Source organism: Wolbachia endosymbiont of Drosophila willistoni (genome assembly GCF_040084705.1).
Taxonomy (GTDB): Bacteria; Pseudomonadota; Alphaproteobacteria; order Rickettsiales; family Anaplasmataceae; genus Wolbachia; species Wolbachia pipientis.
In genome coordinates, this window is record NZ_CP157591.1 from 326230 (window position 1) to 340974 (window position 14745).

General features: G+C 35.1%; 13 protein-coding genes. 6 read left to right on the plus strand and 7 right to left on the minus strand.

The features are described from left to right. Window positions 1-384: 384 nt before the first annotated feature. The 3 genes from htpG (at window position 385) to hemA (ending at window position 6357) form a co-directional block, all read left to right on the plus strand. On the plus strand, window positions 385-2280 hold the full coding sequence (htpG, locus tag ABL518_RS01770; RefSeq protein WP_095742876.1) for a molecular chaperone HtpG: 1896 nt from the start codon (window positions 385-387) through the stop codon (window positions 2278-2280). A gap of 38 nt (window positions 2281-2318) precedes the next feature. After that, entirely contained in the window at window positions 2319-5084 is a 2766-nt protein-coding gene (locus tag ABL518_RS01775; RefSeq protein WP_348994384.1) for a hypothetical protein, read from the plus strand. 64 nt (window positions 5085-5148) lie between these two features. Continuing rightward, window positions 5149-6357 (plus strand): 5-aminolevulinate synthase, encoded by a 1209-nt coding sequence (gene hemA, locus ABL518_RS01780; RefSeq protein WP_006279721.1) that lies wholly within the window; start codon window positions 5149-5151, stop codon window positions 6355-6357. A gap of 118 nt (window positions 6358-6475) precedes the next feature. Here hemA and ABL518_RS01785 read toward each other — a convergent pair whose 3' ends face one another. From ABL518_RS01785 to ABL518_RS01800, 4 genes are all read right to left on the minus strand, one after another. Then, window positions 6476-7171 carry an inositol monophosphatase family protein gene (locus tag ABL518_RS01785; RefSeq protein ID WP_006279720.1) on the minus strand — a complete coding sequence of 232 codons (696 nt, stop codon included), beginning with the start codon at window positions 7169-7171 and terminating at the stop codon, window positions 6476-6478. 8 nt (window positions 7172-7179) lie between these two features. After that, a complete protein-coding gene (gene efp / locus ABL518_RS01790) occupies window positions 7180-7746 on the minus strand; it encodes an elongation factor P (protein ID WP_006279719.1) in 567 nt (188 codons plus the stop codon). Window positions 7747-7808: 62 nt separating this feature from the next. Then, window positions 7809-8315 carry a ribosome maturation factor RimM gene (rimM, locus tag ABL518_RS01795; protein ID WP_006279718.1) on the minus strand — a complete coding sequence of 169 codons (507 nt, stop codon included), beginning with the start codon at window positions 8313-8315 and terminating at the stop codon, window positions 7809-7811. Between the two features lie 14 nt (window positions 8316-8329). After that, window positions 8330-9505, minus strand: a complete 1176-nt coding sequence (locus tag ABL518_RS01800) for an aspartate aminotransferase family protein (protein ID WP_010963155.1) — start codon at window positions 9503-9505, stop codon at window positions 8330-8332. Between the two features lie 65 nt (window positions 9506-9570). Here ABL518_RS01800 and ABL518_RS01805 point away from each other — a divergent pair, with 65 nt between their 5' ends. The 3 genes from ABL518_RS01805 (at window position 9571) to recF (ending at window position 12769) form a co-directional block, all read left to right on the plus strand. After that, the gene (locus tag ABL518_RS01805; RefSeq protein ID WP_095742835.1) at window positions 9571-10998 is read left to right on the plus strand and encodes a sensor histidine kinase; all 1428 of its coding nucleotides are present in this window, start codon (window positions 9571-9573) and stop codon (window positions 10996-10998) included. A gap of 189 nt (window positions 10999-11187) precedes the next feature. Next, window positions 11188-11655, plus strand: coding sequence for a thioredoxin-dependent thiol peroxidase (gene bcp, locus ABL518_RS01810; RefSeq protein ID WP_010963157.1), 468 nt, complete (start codon window positions 11188-11190; stop codon window positions 11653-11655). Window positions 11656-11671: 16 nt separating this feature from the next. Then, window positions 11672-12769 (plus strand): DNA replication/repair protein RecF, encoded by a 1098-nt coding sequence (gene recF, locus ABL518_RS01815; RefSeq protein WP_095742836.1) that lies wholly within the window; start codon window positions 11672-11674, stop codon window positions 12767-12769. Between the two features lie 664 nt (window positions 12770-13433). On the opposite strand, the gene ABL518_RS01820 is transcribed toward recF, so the two are convergent. From ABL518_RS01820 to ABL518_RS01830, 3 genes are all read right to left on the minus strand, one after another. Then, a complete protein-coding gene (locus ABL518_RS01820; protein WP_010081964.1) occupies window positions 13434-13778 on the minus strand; it encodes a TrbC/VirB2 family protein in 345 nt (114 codons plus the stop codon). 216 nt (window positions 13779-13994) lie between these two features. Further along, window positions 13995-14348, minus strand: a complete 354-nt coding sequence (locus tag ABL518_RS01825) for a TrbC/VirB2 family protein (protein ID WP_010081965.1) — start codon at window positions 14346-14348, stop codon at window positions 13995-13997. Between the two features lie 17 nt (window positions 14349-14365). Then, on the minus strand, window positions 14366-14692 hold the full coding sequence (locus ABL518_RS01830; RefSeq protein ID WP_010081966.1) for a TrbC/VirB2 family protein: 327 nt from the start codon (window positions 14690-14692) through the stop codon (window positions 14366-14368). Between the last annotated feature and the right edge of the window lie 53 nt (window positions 14693-14745).

A 14745-nucleotide genomic window follows, 5' to 3' on the forward strand; every position in this document is an offset into this window, starting at 1 on the left:
TTTTTTAAGTTGGCGTTTTTTGATGTTTTAAATAGCGTATTTCAGCTTGTGTAGCTAGAAATTTGATAAAGACATGAGGTGCACATAGTGCAAAAAATTAAGCATGATTTACGCCAAATACATTAAGTTTTTTTGTCATTAATCCACTGCAGAGATTGCGAAGATAAATAAATAGCTTCAGTTTCATGATAAGGGGGCTGGCGAAGGGTGTCAAGGAAGTTTTTCGTTTCATCCAATGCGCTGCCAAAAGTTTGTTATGCAAGAGATCCCATAAATTGGGTGTCATAATAACTACACCCACATTAATTTTGGTGTACGTGACCTTGAAAGATCGTGATTCAATACTTAAATTATTAGGGTAGTAGGCAAATAATGGAGCTCAAAATGCATAATGTACAAGAAACTGAAAATTTAAAATTTGACGCTGAGGTAGGGAAAGTACTGAATATAGTGATTCATTCACTTTACACCAATAAAGACATTTTTCTGCGTGAATTAATATCAAATGCATCAGATGCATGTGATAAGTTGCGCTATGAATCTCAACTAAACCCTAATTTGCTAGATTTGAGTGACGAATTAAAAATCACTATCAGCTCCAATAAAGATAAGAACGAGCTATATATCACTGATAATGGCATTGGAATGAATAGACAGGATTTAATAGACAATCTTGGTACAATTGCAAGCTCTGGTACGCAAAAGTTCTTGGATGCGATTAAGAATAGCAAGGATTCAAGCCAAACTGTGGAGCTGATTGGGAAGTTTGGTGTTGGTTTTTACTCAAGCTTTATGGTTGCATCAGAAGTAATAGTAGAATCGAGAAAAGCTGGAGAAGAGGAGTCTTGGATCTGGCAATCCAAAGGAGATGGGGAATATTCAATCAGCAAGTCAGATAATCAAGTCCCTCGCGGAACCAAAATTACGCTCATTATGCATCCTGAAGAAAACGAGTTTTTAGATAAATTTCGTGTTGAAAATATTGTCACTACTTACTCTGATCACATAAATTTTCCTGTTGAATTTATAGACGAAGAAGGAAAAAGTGAAAAGTTAAACAGTAAGGCTGCAATTTGGACTAAGCCAAAAAATGACGTTACTCAAGAGGAGCACAACGATTTTTTCCGCAGTGTTGCCCACGTTGGCGGGGAGCCCTGGATGATATTGCATAATAAAAATGAAGGTGCAATAGAATATACAAATTTGCTTTATGTTCCTTCTATAAAACCTTTTGATTTATTCCATCCAGATAGACGTTGCTCTGTTAAGTTATATGTAAATAAAGTATTTATCACTGAAGATAATGTACAGATCATACCGCAGTATTTACGTTTCTTGAAAGGTATTGTTGATTCACCGGACTTACCTCTTAATATCAGCAGAGAAACGTTGCAGAATAATCGTGTTGTTGAGCAAATCAGGAAATCCCTCACTAAACGCGCGATATCAGAGCTCGGTAAAAAGGCAAAAGAGAATTTAGAGGAGTACACAAAATTCTGGACCAATTTTGGTGCAGTATTAAAAGAGGGTCTTTGTGAAGCTATGCCAACTGATGAGAGAGAAGCGCTGCTCTCGATTTGCAGATTTCATAGCACTGGTGATGAGAAATTAGTCAGCATTGATGACTATATAAGCAGAATGAAGCCTGAGCAGGAGCATATCTATTATCTCACTGGAAATAGCTTGGATTCAGTGAAAAACAGTCCGCAACTTGAGGGATTCGTCAGTAAAGGACTAGAAGTCCTCCTATTTGTTGATCCAGTTGATGACTTTTGGACTAGTGTAATTCATGAATACAAAGATCAGAAAATCAAGTCTGTAACCCGTGCAGATGTTGATTTGGAAAAATTCTCTTCAGAAGAAGATAAGACAGATGAAGAAAATAAATCGAATGAAGAAAAAACTGAGGAAACTATACTGCAATATTTTACCACAGTGCTTGGAGATTCAGTAAAAAGCGTAAAAATTTCCAAAAAATTGACTGATAGTCCCGTATGCCTAGCGGTTGATGAAGGTGCTATGGATCTTCGCATGGAGCGTTTTTTGCGTGAACAAAAGCAGCTAAATTACCGCACGCCAAAGGTGCTTGAAATTAATACTAAGCATCCTGTAATAAAGAGTATAATGAAATCTTATGCTGAAAGTGGTGAAAACCCAACATTGGAAGACATGATTCATTTATTATTTTACCAAGCTTGCATCGTGGAAGGTGAAGAGATGGATGATGTAAGTCTGTTTGCTAAGAGATTGAATAATTTGCTTGGCAAGATTTCTGTTTAATGTTATACTTAGCTTAGCTGCTAGTTAGGAGGTAAAACATGTTTGGTTCCAATTTTAGAGACTTTGTATCACAGGATACAACTTCACAGGGCCAATCAAATTCTGAAAGATTAATCAAAAGTTGCCATGGTTTTGAAAAACCAGATTCTGAAGATTCAGGTATTGAAGAAGAGTTTGAAGTGTTAGATAGCGAAAGTCAAGAGATACCAGCTACTCCATGTAGCACACCCTCTGAAGATCTAAGTTTAGAGAATGCAATACTTGCAAACTTTCCTGATGGTTGTGATAGGTCGTTTACCGTAGAATCAAAAGATGAAGGTTCATTTGATACCATTCCTAAAAGTTTAACTTTCGCTGAAATAACAAATATCCTAAATCAAGCTATACAAGAAGATAATTGTGAAGAACTAGACAAGGTTGTACAAAATATTGAAGATTATGAAGGCAGGTCTATTACGCTGGATAATGTAAATTTAAAGAGTTTTTGTGAGCAACAACTTAACTTAGATTTACAAGATAGAAGCGATCATCAACATATATACTCAAATGTACTATCACAGTATAAATTTGATCAGGAGAATTTTGAGTGTGATTATTCAGTAAAAGAATTGGTATTATTGGCAATTGCAGCTAATGACAAGCTAGTAGAGCAATATCAGGATTTTCTTTTTGCTGAAGAAAATTTAAGTCTTTTACCTGTACTTGTTGGTGGTCAAAAATATATTGAAGCTTTTATAGAAAAATTCCATGATACTGATAGAGTTTATGGAAGATTAAAAGGTCAAGCTATACAACTTGTCGAACCTAATAAGATTGACTTTTTCTCAGTTATAGCACTAAGAAAAGAGCAAGAATTACTAGAGACAGTTTTTGTCGAATACGTTTTAAGAGATTTTGGACAGGTGTTAAAAACAAGTAAACCTAATCCTTTGTATGGTGCGCTTGAAACAGCATCTCTGATCAAAAATGAAGAATTCATCACGATAGTGCTAGATGCATTTGAAGGATATATTAATAAGCTAACTAAAAAAGCCTCAACAGAAGAGTTATTAAAAAAGAGCTTTGCTACCTTGTTAGAAACTGCGATAAGCCAGGAACACACATCTGTCATTGAATACCTGTGCAAACGATACACTAATAGTGCAAATCGTGCCATTTACGATGTATATGAACAAGCATTTGCAGATGATAAAGTTATTACAATACTAAGGCAACAAATCCTGAAAAACATAGGAGCTCGTGGCAGAAAAGAAATTTATGATTTAATTCTGAAAACTGCATTGGATGCTGGTAATATTGCATTTATCGAGCACTTGTGTGAAAAATGTGCTAAATGCAGCAATGATGTTATTAATTATCTTGATCATAAATCTAAAAACAACGAGTTTGATGAAATATATGAATCAATTCTGATTGCATTGTCTAATACTGAAAGTCAAGAGATTATAGTCAGTGTTCTAGCTCATGTTCAAATTTATCAAAGCATACTCAATAATAAACAGCAAGTAGTCAGGCAAACCATACAAAATATACTGAGAAATGCAATAAAAGAAGCTAGTTATGGAGTTGTTGTACCCTTATGTCAGCATGTTGACCTAAAATTCGCAGCTCTTCAGGCAATATGCAAGGAAGAATTTGAGAAAGCTTTACCAGTAATTGCAGAACAGCTTGAAAAAATAAGTATGGAACTTTCTCCAAGTATGACTCGTAATGAGTATCAAAAAAATAGAGATACTTTGAGTCATCTATATCTAATTAGAAATTTGTTAGAAAGTAGTAAATTAATCAATACTTCCAGTAAAGCAAATATACAGACACAAGCGAATACACAAGTTAATAAAAGAAGCAGCAGTGATAATGCAGTATCACCTGTTATAAAAGGCGATACGGCTGTAGTAAATGAAGAGAATAACAATCAACCAAGCAGTCAAAGAAACCCAAAATCCAAAAGTGCTGGCAGTCAACAGACAGAAAAAAATGTTCTTGCAGGGGAGGAAGAAAATGCTATCTTAAATAACACAGGGGTTTCAACGCAGGAGCCTTTAATTAATAGTTTTGAGGAGGGTGAAATCAAAAAAGGCAGCGGAAAAAAAGGTGTTAAGCAACTTGCCAGTCCTGTTAAGAAAAAGATTGATGGACTTATAAGCAAAACCAGTACTAACTCAAGAGAAGAACTCGGAAATATTCTAAAAAGTAACTCTCCTACTCTTGTACTACAATATGTAAAAAATAAAGACGGTCCCTTTAAGGGTAAAGTAGAAGAAATTAAAAAAGAAATTAAAAACCATAATACAAAACAAGGTAATGTTAATATTTCACTGAACAACGATTTGCCAAATTCAGGAGACCAATCTACAAGTTCTAATAATACCGGAAGCAATAGTACACTTACCACAACTCCAGAAATTACGGGTTGTGAAAAGAAGTTGGGGGTAAGTGAAGTTTCTTCGAATGCTGACAATGTGTCTACAATTGGAGGTGTTATTAACAGTAAGGAAAAGCCTGCAGCAGTAGAAAAAACTAGTGCTATAAACAATCAATCAACCTCTATTACTGCAACACAAAATACGCAAAAGAGTAAGTGGCCTACCATAGCTACATGGACGTTAGCAGTAGCTGGAGTTGTTTCAGGAGTAGCTATTGCAGTTTATTTGGAAATGCTAGCTGCAGGAATAGCAGTTGGAGCTTGTTGTCTGGTTGCCGTTGCAATTATATACTGCTGTACACCTAAAAGCCAAGTTGAAAACAACAAGGTTGACAAACCTTTCAACACGGGGAAAGTACCTACTGCCGTACATGTATAATAAATATAGTAGTTTACCATTTAATAATTTATTATAATTATGTTAATTATCGGTAAATAAGGACTTGGTAAACTACGAAGAAATATTCTTGAATAAAATAAAAGATATAAAAGATGAGGGGCGCTACCGTGAATTTACGCACTTTGCGTCATTACCAGGTAGGCTCCCCCACATTATGGACTATGAAAGAAATAGGGAAGTAATAGTCTGGTGCAGTAATAACTATTTGGGAATGTCACAAAATGAGAGTGTAATTGCCGCTATCCAAAATTCATCTGTTGGTGCTGGAGGAACAAGAAATATATCTGGTACAACAAAAGAGGTTGTTGAACTTGAAAAATCCTTAGCTTGTTTGCATAAAAAAGAGGCTGCTTTAACTTTTGCTTGTGGCTACCTCGCTAACCAGACAACACTTAGCACTTTATCGTCTGTTATTCCGGGCGTAGTAATTTTTTCAGACGAGAAGAACCATTCTTCGATGATAGAAGGCATAAAATCAGGAAAAAGGCCAAAACATATATTTAAACACAATGATGTTAATCATCTAGAGCAGTTACTCAAGTCTATAGACAAAAAGACACCAAAAATAATAGCACTTGAATCCGTATATTCAATGGATGGTGATGTAGCTCCGCTTAAAGAAATATGCGACCTGGCAGATCAACATAATGCAATTACCTATTTGGATGAGGTGCACGCAGTTGGCATGTATGGTTCACATGGTGGCGGAATTGCAGAAAGAGAAGGTCTGATGGATAGAATAACCGTTATTCAAGGTACACTATCAAAGGCTTTTGGAGTGATGGGTGGGTATATAGCGTCTTCAAAGAGCTTGGTAGATGTAATAAGAAGTTCCGCTCCAGGATTTATTTTTACCACTGCTATGTCGCCTGTTTTAGCAGCGGCAGCAAAGGCAAGCGTTGAGCACCTAAAATCGAGCAACATTGAAAGGGAAAAGCAAAAGCAAGTCGTTGAAAAAGTAAAAAACTCACTGAGAAATGCAGGAATTAACTTCATTCCAACAGAAACTCATATAATTCCAATAATAATTGGCAACTCAGAGTTATCCAAAAAAGCATCAAAATTATTATTTGATGAGTATGGAATATATGTTCAACATATAAATTACCCGACAGTTCCAAGAGGAACTGAGCGTTTCCGTATTACCCCTACACCTTATCATACCGATGAAATGATAGAGCATTTAACAGAATCTCTTGTAAAAGTTTTCGAAAAGTTGTCTATCTCTGTAGCCTGTTTATGCTATAGCTAGTACAGCCCTACGTCATACCGCGATTTATTCGCGGTATCTCAGCATGGATTCCGCTAACAAGTAGCGGAATGACGAGTTTTACGCTTATCAAATTGTAGGTAAACATAAATTACTTTAGCTATAGTTTTATATCTCCAGCAATGATTAGCCCGTTGTCTTCCGTTAGCCTTCCACCGCTTTCTTGCAGAAAAAGTCTACCGAGCAAGGCTTTATATTTGTTAACTCCAGAGTAAATTATTCCACTGTGCCTTCCTGCCGCAAGGTATGCAAAGCCTAAAATTGTTGAACCTATGGAGCGTACATTACTATTGCCAGGCAGCAATTTATTTAACAAATTACCACTTACATCTATTAGACCCCCTTCACGGCTTTTCACTCGCATTTTTACATGACGAGATCTAAAATCCTCAAGAAAAGCACCTTTCTTTTCTTCTGCCCAAAAAGTTTCTCTAAGAGCCGGAGCATCAATTACAGCTGCCACAACTTTATTTTTATGAATGAGACAGACTGATACTGCAAAATAAACCATGCAACTAGAAAAGTTCTCCCTGCCCTCTATAGGCATAATAAACCAGGTATAAGTGTTATCTTTTACTTCTTGATCAGTATCATCTTCAAAAATAAAACCATAGTCTCGTTTGTAGTCGTGCAAGCAATCGTATATGGTTTGCTTGGATTTTGAATAAGTTTTATTAATAAAGTCTGCTGATTTAACATTAGAAATTTGCAATTCATTAAAATCGCGCATAAGCTGCTTGGAAGCATTACGCACAGAATCAAGCATCACATTAATTCGTGGTGATGAGAGGGACATTCTTCCTTTTACTCTTTCACTCTTTCATAATAGCTGTCACCTGGAGTATATACTACAATTTTATCCTCTTCTTTTATAAATTGAGGCACGTTAACGCGCATTCCGTTTTCCAAAATTGCAGGCTTATAAGAAGCAGTAGCAGTTTGTCCTTTAATAACAGACTCTGTTTCTTTCACAGCAAGTGTAACATAATCAGGCACATGCGCAGAAATTATTTTGTCTTGATAAGCTACAACTTTAATTTTCATGTTATCCTGTAAATAAATTTTTTTTTCTCCCAATAAGTCCAAATTTATAGTGATTTGCTCGTAATTACTTGGATGCATAAGATTTACAATGTTTCCTTCAGTGAAAAGGTAAACATATTCCTCTTCATCTAAAATTGCCCTTCTGATTGTTGCATCAGAACGAAATCTTTCATAGTGTTTTGCTCCGGTTTTGATGTTTTTCATTTCGGCTTGTATGTATGCACCACCTTTACCAGGTTGAGTATGCATAATACCTACAACCAAAAATAATCCGCCGTTATGTTCCAACACCTGACCTGGTCTGATATCGTTAGCTCTTTCTGCCATAATTACATTTTCAATTTGATCTTATAATTATAAATAGCTTTATATAAATATCAAAGTCTTTATTAGTCAATAAATTCTGGTATATTTAATACTATATACCTCCCCTTTATATTTATATGTGGAAATATCTCTTTAGTGAAAGACAGCATAATACGTTTTTTTGTGCTGATAACTAAAATTTCTAATATATCCCCTGAGCCGAAATTATACACAGATTTTACATAGCCATATAATTCATTACTTTTCAGCCTTACTTCCATATCTACAAGGTCACTTTGGTAAAATTCATCCTCATCATTTAGCTCTGGTAACTTGCTTCTTTCTATATATAGCTTCTTATTCCTTAAAAGCTCTGCTTCATTACGGGAATTTACTCCGCTTATTGTAGCTATTACTAAATTATCACCTATGACGGATACTGAGTCTATTTTATAATTCTCATCACCACTTATTAGCTTACCATATAAGGAGATATTTTCAGGCTTTTCAGTAAAGGTTTTTACTTTAACAGCTCCTTTAATTCCGTGAGGAGAGGTAATAATTCCTAAGCATACCAGATTGTCGTTCATATTAATGCAAGTATCTAATCAGAAGATTTCTCAGATAAATATTGAGTCAAAATCTCGATGCCTTCATCAATCTCTTTTTCAGTGATAATGAGTGGAGGTAAAATTCTCACAACGTTATCTGATGTTACCCCAACAGTAAGCAAGCCGCGATGACTTAACTCTTCTGCAAACTTTTGATTGTCTGCTTTCACTTTTATTCCAAGCATTAACCCTTTCCCTCTTACTTCCTCTATTATTGGAAATTTACTTGCTAAGTCTTCTAGTTTATTTTTTAAGTATTTACCTCTAATTTCAACATTTTTCAAAAAGCCGGGGCTGAGCAATTCTTCGAGCACAGCATTACCTACTGAGGTTGCAAGCGGATTGCCACCAAAAGTGGAACCGTGCATACCGACCGCCATATATTTAGCAGCATTTTCAGTTGCAAGACAAGCCCCCAGCGGAAACCCCCCGCCTATTCCCTTTGCAAGAGCACATATATCAGGTTCCACTCCTATATGTTCGTATGCGAATAATTTTCCTGTCCTACCAGCACCGCATTGTACGCAATCAAAAAATAACAATATGTCATTTTCATCACACAGCCTTCTTAGTTCTTTCATAAAGACTTCATTCATTACTTTGATACCACCTTGCCCTTGTATTGGTTCTATTAATATAACGCCTATACCACTTGAAATTGCTTTCTTTACGCTCTCAATATTGGGCTCGATGTTATCACACCAATCAATGTAGGGATTTAGTAATTCAGAAAATTTCTGTTTATCGTTTGTAGCACAAGTTAAAAAGGTTCTTCCATGAAATGCACCATGAAATGTTAAAATTCTGTGACGATTTTTATTGCCTTTTCCATTTTGATAGATCCTAGCAATCTTAAGTCCACATTCTACTGCCTCTGATCCAGAATTTGAGAAAAATACAGTGTCAGCGAAACTATTGTTTATTAATTTTTCTGCAAAATTATTGGCAGCAGGTATATTATAGGTATTTGATATATGCCATAATTTTTCTCCTTGCAATTTAAGAGCACTAATTAATCGCGAATTAGTGTGACCTAAGCTACTAACGGCTATTCCGGAGTGAAAATCTACGTAGCGCTCACCATCAACATCATATAGGTAGATACCTTTGCCATGAGAAAAATTTATATTAACAGGAGAATAAACTGGCAAAATAGGAGAAATTGTCATAAAATATTATATGCTAAATTTTATTATTAATAACATAAAAACCGTTGTTTCACAATAAGAAGGATATGTATAAGCTAGGTAAATTGATGTTTTCTGCGTTGAAGAAAAACAAATACACAAAAGTTATTGTATTACTCTCATCGATCTTTATGATTTTATTCAGTGTGATATATTGTAATCATTTACTAAGGAGTAATTTCCTTTCTTCTTACCGTGATTCAAGTGTAAACTTAAAAAGCGTACTGGAAAATGGCATAATAAAAAAATACCATTATTTACTAATAGAAAAGCATCACATTAAATACAAAAATTTTGACTACATAAACCAACTAGTAAAACTACGTGCTGAATTATTACAATCAGTGAGCAAAGTAAAGGATTTCAGCTTAATACTGTATGATCAAAACGGCAGAATAATATTCAGTAATTTTAACACTCAAGATTATGATTATGAACAGTTACTTACAAACGATGAAATTGATAAACTATTAAGTAACCAAGAAATATTTTATACTACAGGAAATACATTAACTTCTATTTTCCCTATATTCCATGAAAATAGCGTTAAACCGTCGTTTTTTTTGAAGATTCTTCGAAACTACAATAATTCTTATGTTATAGCATATGGCCTGTTTTTAACATTTTTGGGCCTATTATTAATAATCTTAATATTAATAATGTTCTATTTGCACTTTTCTAATACCCAAATGCTAGCCAAGCAACATAAAACTAACATTGAATTACAGCAGATAAAAGAGACATTAGAGCAAGAAAATGCAAACAAGCTAAAGTTTTTTGCAAGCGTTACACATGAATTACGCACACCTCTTAATGCTATTATTGGATTTGCAGAGTTGATCAAAAATGAAACTTTAGGTTCAATGGATAACTCTCAATACAAGGAGTATGCAGACGATATATATAATGCAGGGACACACTTACTTGCCTTAATTAATGATGTGTTAGATTTTTCAAAAGCTGAATCAAGTAGTTTAACAGTAGAAAAAGTGAAGTTTAACCTGAACAAAATAATAGATTCATGTGTAAATATGCTATTGCCTAAATTAAAAGAAGCCGGGATTAATTTAAAAAAAGAGATGACTAATAAACAATTATTAGTCATTGCAGATTCCAAGAGAATGAAACAAGTTATAATAAATTTATTATCAAACTCAATCAAGTTTACTCCCAAAGATGGTTTAATAAGAATGGTGATAAAAGAAAATATAGAAAAAAACTTATTAACTATTGAGTTTCATGACAATGGAATAGGAATAATGCAGCAGGACATATATAAAGTTATGTCTGTTTTTGGCCAAGCAGATTCGGGGTATAGAAACGAAGGTACGGGCATCGGATTGCCGCTAAGCAAGAAATTAGTAGAGTTAATGGGTGGAACTTTTGACATTAAAAGTGAAGCAAAACTTGGTACTACGATAACATTGAACTTCTTTTATGAAGAACAAACATGTGAAGATTCGATTGATTTTTAATAGGATCTATTTGATATGGCCTTACATCAGACGAAAACCACACTTTATCAAGAGCGGCAAGCCGAGAAGGTAGGCAGAAATTCATCAATAAGCCCCCATCAAGAATCTTATCTGTTAGCTATATATAAAATTTGATACTCTGACTACAATATACTACTATAGGTGGAAGTGTTATTAATGGAGCAAGGTATGGAATTAGCAGTAGGAAATAATGCACCCGATTTTAGCTTGCCAGCAGATTCTGGTGAAAATTTATCACTGAGTGAATTTTTTGATAAAAAAAATGTAGTTCTTTATTTTTATCCTAAAGACGATACTCCGGGTTGTACAATGGAGGCAAAAGGCTTTAGAGATAAAATAGATGATTTTTCTTTCCTTGACACAGTGATAATTGGTGTATCAAAAGATAGTGTTAAGTGTCACACTAACTTCAAAGCAAAATATTCTCTGCCGTTTTCTTTAGTTTCTGATGAGAATGCTGAAATGTTGGGAAAATATGGTGTTTGGGTAGAGAAAAGTATGTTTGGCAAAAAGTATATGGGAATAGAACGCACTACTTTTTTAATAGATAAAAAAGGTAAAATAGTGAAGATCTGGAAAAATGTAAAAGTTAGTGGACATGTTGATGAGGTTCTGGAAGAAGTAAAGAGAATATAAACTAAAGAATAGGTTAATGGCTACCCATTGCTACATAAAAAAGCTGAAATTACATAATTTTCGTAGCCACTCAAACTTTGAACTGGATTCAGATGATAGCTCAGTTGTAATAACTGGCAAAAACGGTATTGGTAAAACTAATATACTTGAAGCAATCTCGTTGCTTGCTAAAAGCAATGGAATGAAAAAAGCAAAAGCCAGTGAGATACAAAATAGATTCAGTAATGAAGATTGGGTAGTGCACTATGATTTTTTTAATGGAATGGATTTTAATTCAATTGGTATCGCAAAGAGTTTTGATAAGAAACTAATACAAATTGATGGAAAAACGCAATCGAGTTATTCATCTTTGTATAAGATATCCAATGTAATATGGCTGATTCCACAAATGGACTATGTTCTTCTTAATTCTCCAAGTGGCAGATTAAAATTTTTAGACCGTATAGTCTCACTGTTTGAGGAAAATTACACTTGCTGCTACATGAAACACAGAAAAGCTAAACGTGAGCGAAGTAAACTGTTGAGAGAGAACACCTTGGACGAAAATTGGCTCTCTAGTCTTGAAAACATAATGGCCGTTAATGCAGTTAGTATTTTACGTATGCGATCGTCTGTTTTAAAGACACTACAAGACACAATTGATAACCATTCCAGTGAGTTTTTTCCGAAGGCAAGTTTGAAATTCAGCAGCCAGCTAACTTTGGACGATACTGCAGAATATTTTCAGAATCGTCTAAAGGAAAACAGAGAAAAAGATTCATTGACTGGTAGAGTAACCTTTGGTGTGCATAACGATAATTTTCGGGTTTTTTGTCAAAAAAGAAACGTACCAATAAATCTGTGCTCCACTGGAGAACAAAAGTTATTACTGCTTTCTATTATTTTATCCAGTGTAAAAGCAAGGTGTATTCATTACAATAAGGCACCACTTCTTCTACTTGATGATATAATGTCTCATCTGGATAAACATTACAGAAAGGCGTTAATGGAGGAAGTGTTAAGTATTCAATGTCAAACTTGGATAACTGATGTAAATCAAGATAATTTCAATAGCTATCTTTATTCTTTCAAGTTTTTTGAATTATCAAATGAATTAAATGCAAAACTTCCTTGACAAACCTCGCCAGCCCCCTTATCATGATACTGAAGGTGTTCAGTTATCTTCATCTGTGCAGATTAAATGACAACAGTATTACGTAATTGGCGTCTTATTTTTAATTTTTTGCACTATGCACACTTTACTTCTTCACAACATTTCTGGGTTTTTACCTATATAAGCTGAAACGCGCTTATAAAGCGTTTAAGACAGTATAGTACGCCAATTTGCAGGATTAGAGAGTGACAACTAGCTAATACGGGATATCTTTTGCCTTTTTTTGCTTAGTAAATTTCTTAAACATTTAAACTAAGGTGAGTTGCATTTAAAAGCAGCTAAATTGCAGTGTTTAAGACTTAAAAAACGCCAATACTGAAAATAGACAATGACCAGGGCTTCTTTTGCCTTTTTTTTCGTTTGGTAAATTTCTTAAATATTTATGGCTAAACGACAACCGTCATCCCGCTACTTGTTAGCGGCTGAGATACCGCGAATGAATCGCGGTATGACGGTTCGCGGTGACATGACGATCAGCCTTGTCATTCTAGCGCGTGGCGCTGGAATCCAGACTTTAACTGATATGATTACAGAAAGAGAATTTATTAGGTAGTTATAGACACTGAAAGTGGTAAAACTTACCACTTTCAAGTAAAGAAAACTACGTTTACGCCTTCTATAATTTCTATGGATTATTCACTACTGCACCGTCTTCACAAATCACACCTCCTGGTGTTATTTTTGAAACGACTACAGGAGCGCCAAAAAACACAGCAGTAAATGCACCGAGTGCAAAAAGCGCTGGCCATGGCATTCTGCCAAATATCGCAAGCAAAGCTGCACCTATTATCACTATTGTGATCATCGGCCCACCTATGCCGTGAGTATAGCCTATTATCTTGCATATCGCTGATGATGTTATATCACTTTCATCAACAAAAACGGTGTTGGTGGTGCCACCACTAGTATTAGCATTTGCATCAAACGCAAAGGAGAGAATTAACGCCACAAGTAGAAGAAAATTTTTCATTACGCCTCCTATAATTTCTGTTTCATGTTTGATTATCTATCGCTTTGATTAAATTTAAGTAAATGGTGAGGGTTCTAGTAAATTTGTCATCCTATCAGTTTATAAAAATTCCCGGATCTCAGTGTTATTCACTTGGACAACATTTATACAATTGTGGAATAATGGTGCTCCTTTAAGGAGCACCATTTAGCTAATGTTTTTCTGAAATTTTAGTGCCTAGTTGCATGTATTTGTTGTTGCATTCCATACTTTACCATCAGGGCAAGCAGTTGCACCATTTTTACAAATCACACCGCCTGGTACTATTTTTGAAACAACTACAGGCGCACCAAAAAACACAGCAGTAAATGCACCGAGTGCAAAAAGCGCTGGCCATGGCATTCTGCCAAATATCGCAAGCAAAGCTGCACCTATTATCACTATTGTGATCATCGGTCCACCTATGCCGTGAGTATAGCCTACTATTTTGCATATTGTATTTGACGTTGCGTCATCAGTAACACTGCTAGCAAAAGCATTATCAAATGCAAAGAAGAGAATTAACGCCACTAGTAGAAGAAAATTTTTCATTATGCCTCCAATAATTTCTATGGCTTATTCGCTACTGCACCGTTTTGACAAATCACACCTCCTGGTGTTATTTTTGAAACGACTACAGGAGCGCCAAAAAACACAGCAGTAAATGCACCGAGTGCAAAAAGCGCTGGCCACGGCATTCTGCCGAATATTGCAAGCAACGCTGCACCTATTATCACTATTGTGATCATTGGTCCACCTATGCCATGAGTATAGCCTATTATCTTGCATATCACCGATGATGTTGTATCATTTGTATCAACAAAAGTAGTAGGAGGAGCATTTGCATCAAATGCAAAGGAGAGAATTAATGCCACAAGTAGAAGAAAATTTTTCATTATGCCTCCGATAATTTCTATTTAATGCTGGATTATCTACCATTTTGATTAAA

Excerpts from the sequence above, each read along its gene's own strand:
- htpG (WP_095742876.1), top strand. The coding sequence starts at position 385 with ATGCATAATGTACAAGAAACTGAAAATTTAAAATTTGACGCTGAGGTA.
- ABL518_RS01775 (WP_348994384.1), top strand. The coding sequence starts at position 2,319 with ATGTTTGGTTCCAATTTTAGAGACTTTGTATCACAGGATACAACTTCA.
- ABL518_RS01785 (WP_006279720.1), bottom strand. The coding sequence starts at position 7,171 with ATGTCCCTCTCATCACCACGAATTAATGTGATGCTTGATTCTGTGCGT.
- efp (WP_006279719.1), bottom strand. The coding sequence starts at position 7,746 with ATGGCAGAAAGAGCTAACGATATCAGACCAGGTCAGGTGTTGGAACAT.
- rimM (WP_006279718.1), bottom strand. The coding sequence starts at position 8,315 with ATGAACGACAATCTGGTATGCTTAGGAATTATTACCTCTCCTCACGGA.
- ABL518_RS01800 (WP_010963155.1), bottom strand. The coding sequence starts at position 9,505 with ATGACAATTTCTCCTATTTTGCCAGTTTATTCTCCTGTTAATATAAAT.
- ABL518_RS01805 (WP_095742835.1), top strand. The coding sequence starts at position 9,571 with ATGTATAAGCTAGGTAAATTGATGTTTTCTGCGTTGAAGAAAAACAAA.
- bcp (WP_010963157.1), top strand. The coding sequence starts at position 11,188 with ATGGAATTAGCAGTAGGAAATAATGCACCCGATTTTAGCTTGCCAGCA.
- recF (WP_095742836.1), top strand. The coding sequence starts at position 11,672 with ATGGCTACCCATTGCTACATAAAAAAGCTGAAATTACATAATTTTCGT.
- ABL518_RS01820 (WP_010081964.1), bottom strand. The coding sequence starts at position 13,778 with ATGAAAAATTTTCTTCTACTTGTGGCGTTAATTCTCTCCTTTGCGTTT.
- ABL518_RS01825 (WP_010081965.1), bottom strand. The coding sequence starts at position 14,348 with ATGAAAAATTTTCTTCTACTAGTGGCGTTAATTCTCTTCTTTGCATTT.
- ABL518_RS01830 (WP_010081966.1), bottom strand. The coding sequence starts at position 14,692 with ATGAAAAATTTTCTTCTACTTGTGGCATTAATTCTCTCCTTTGCATTT.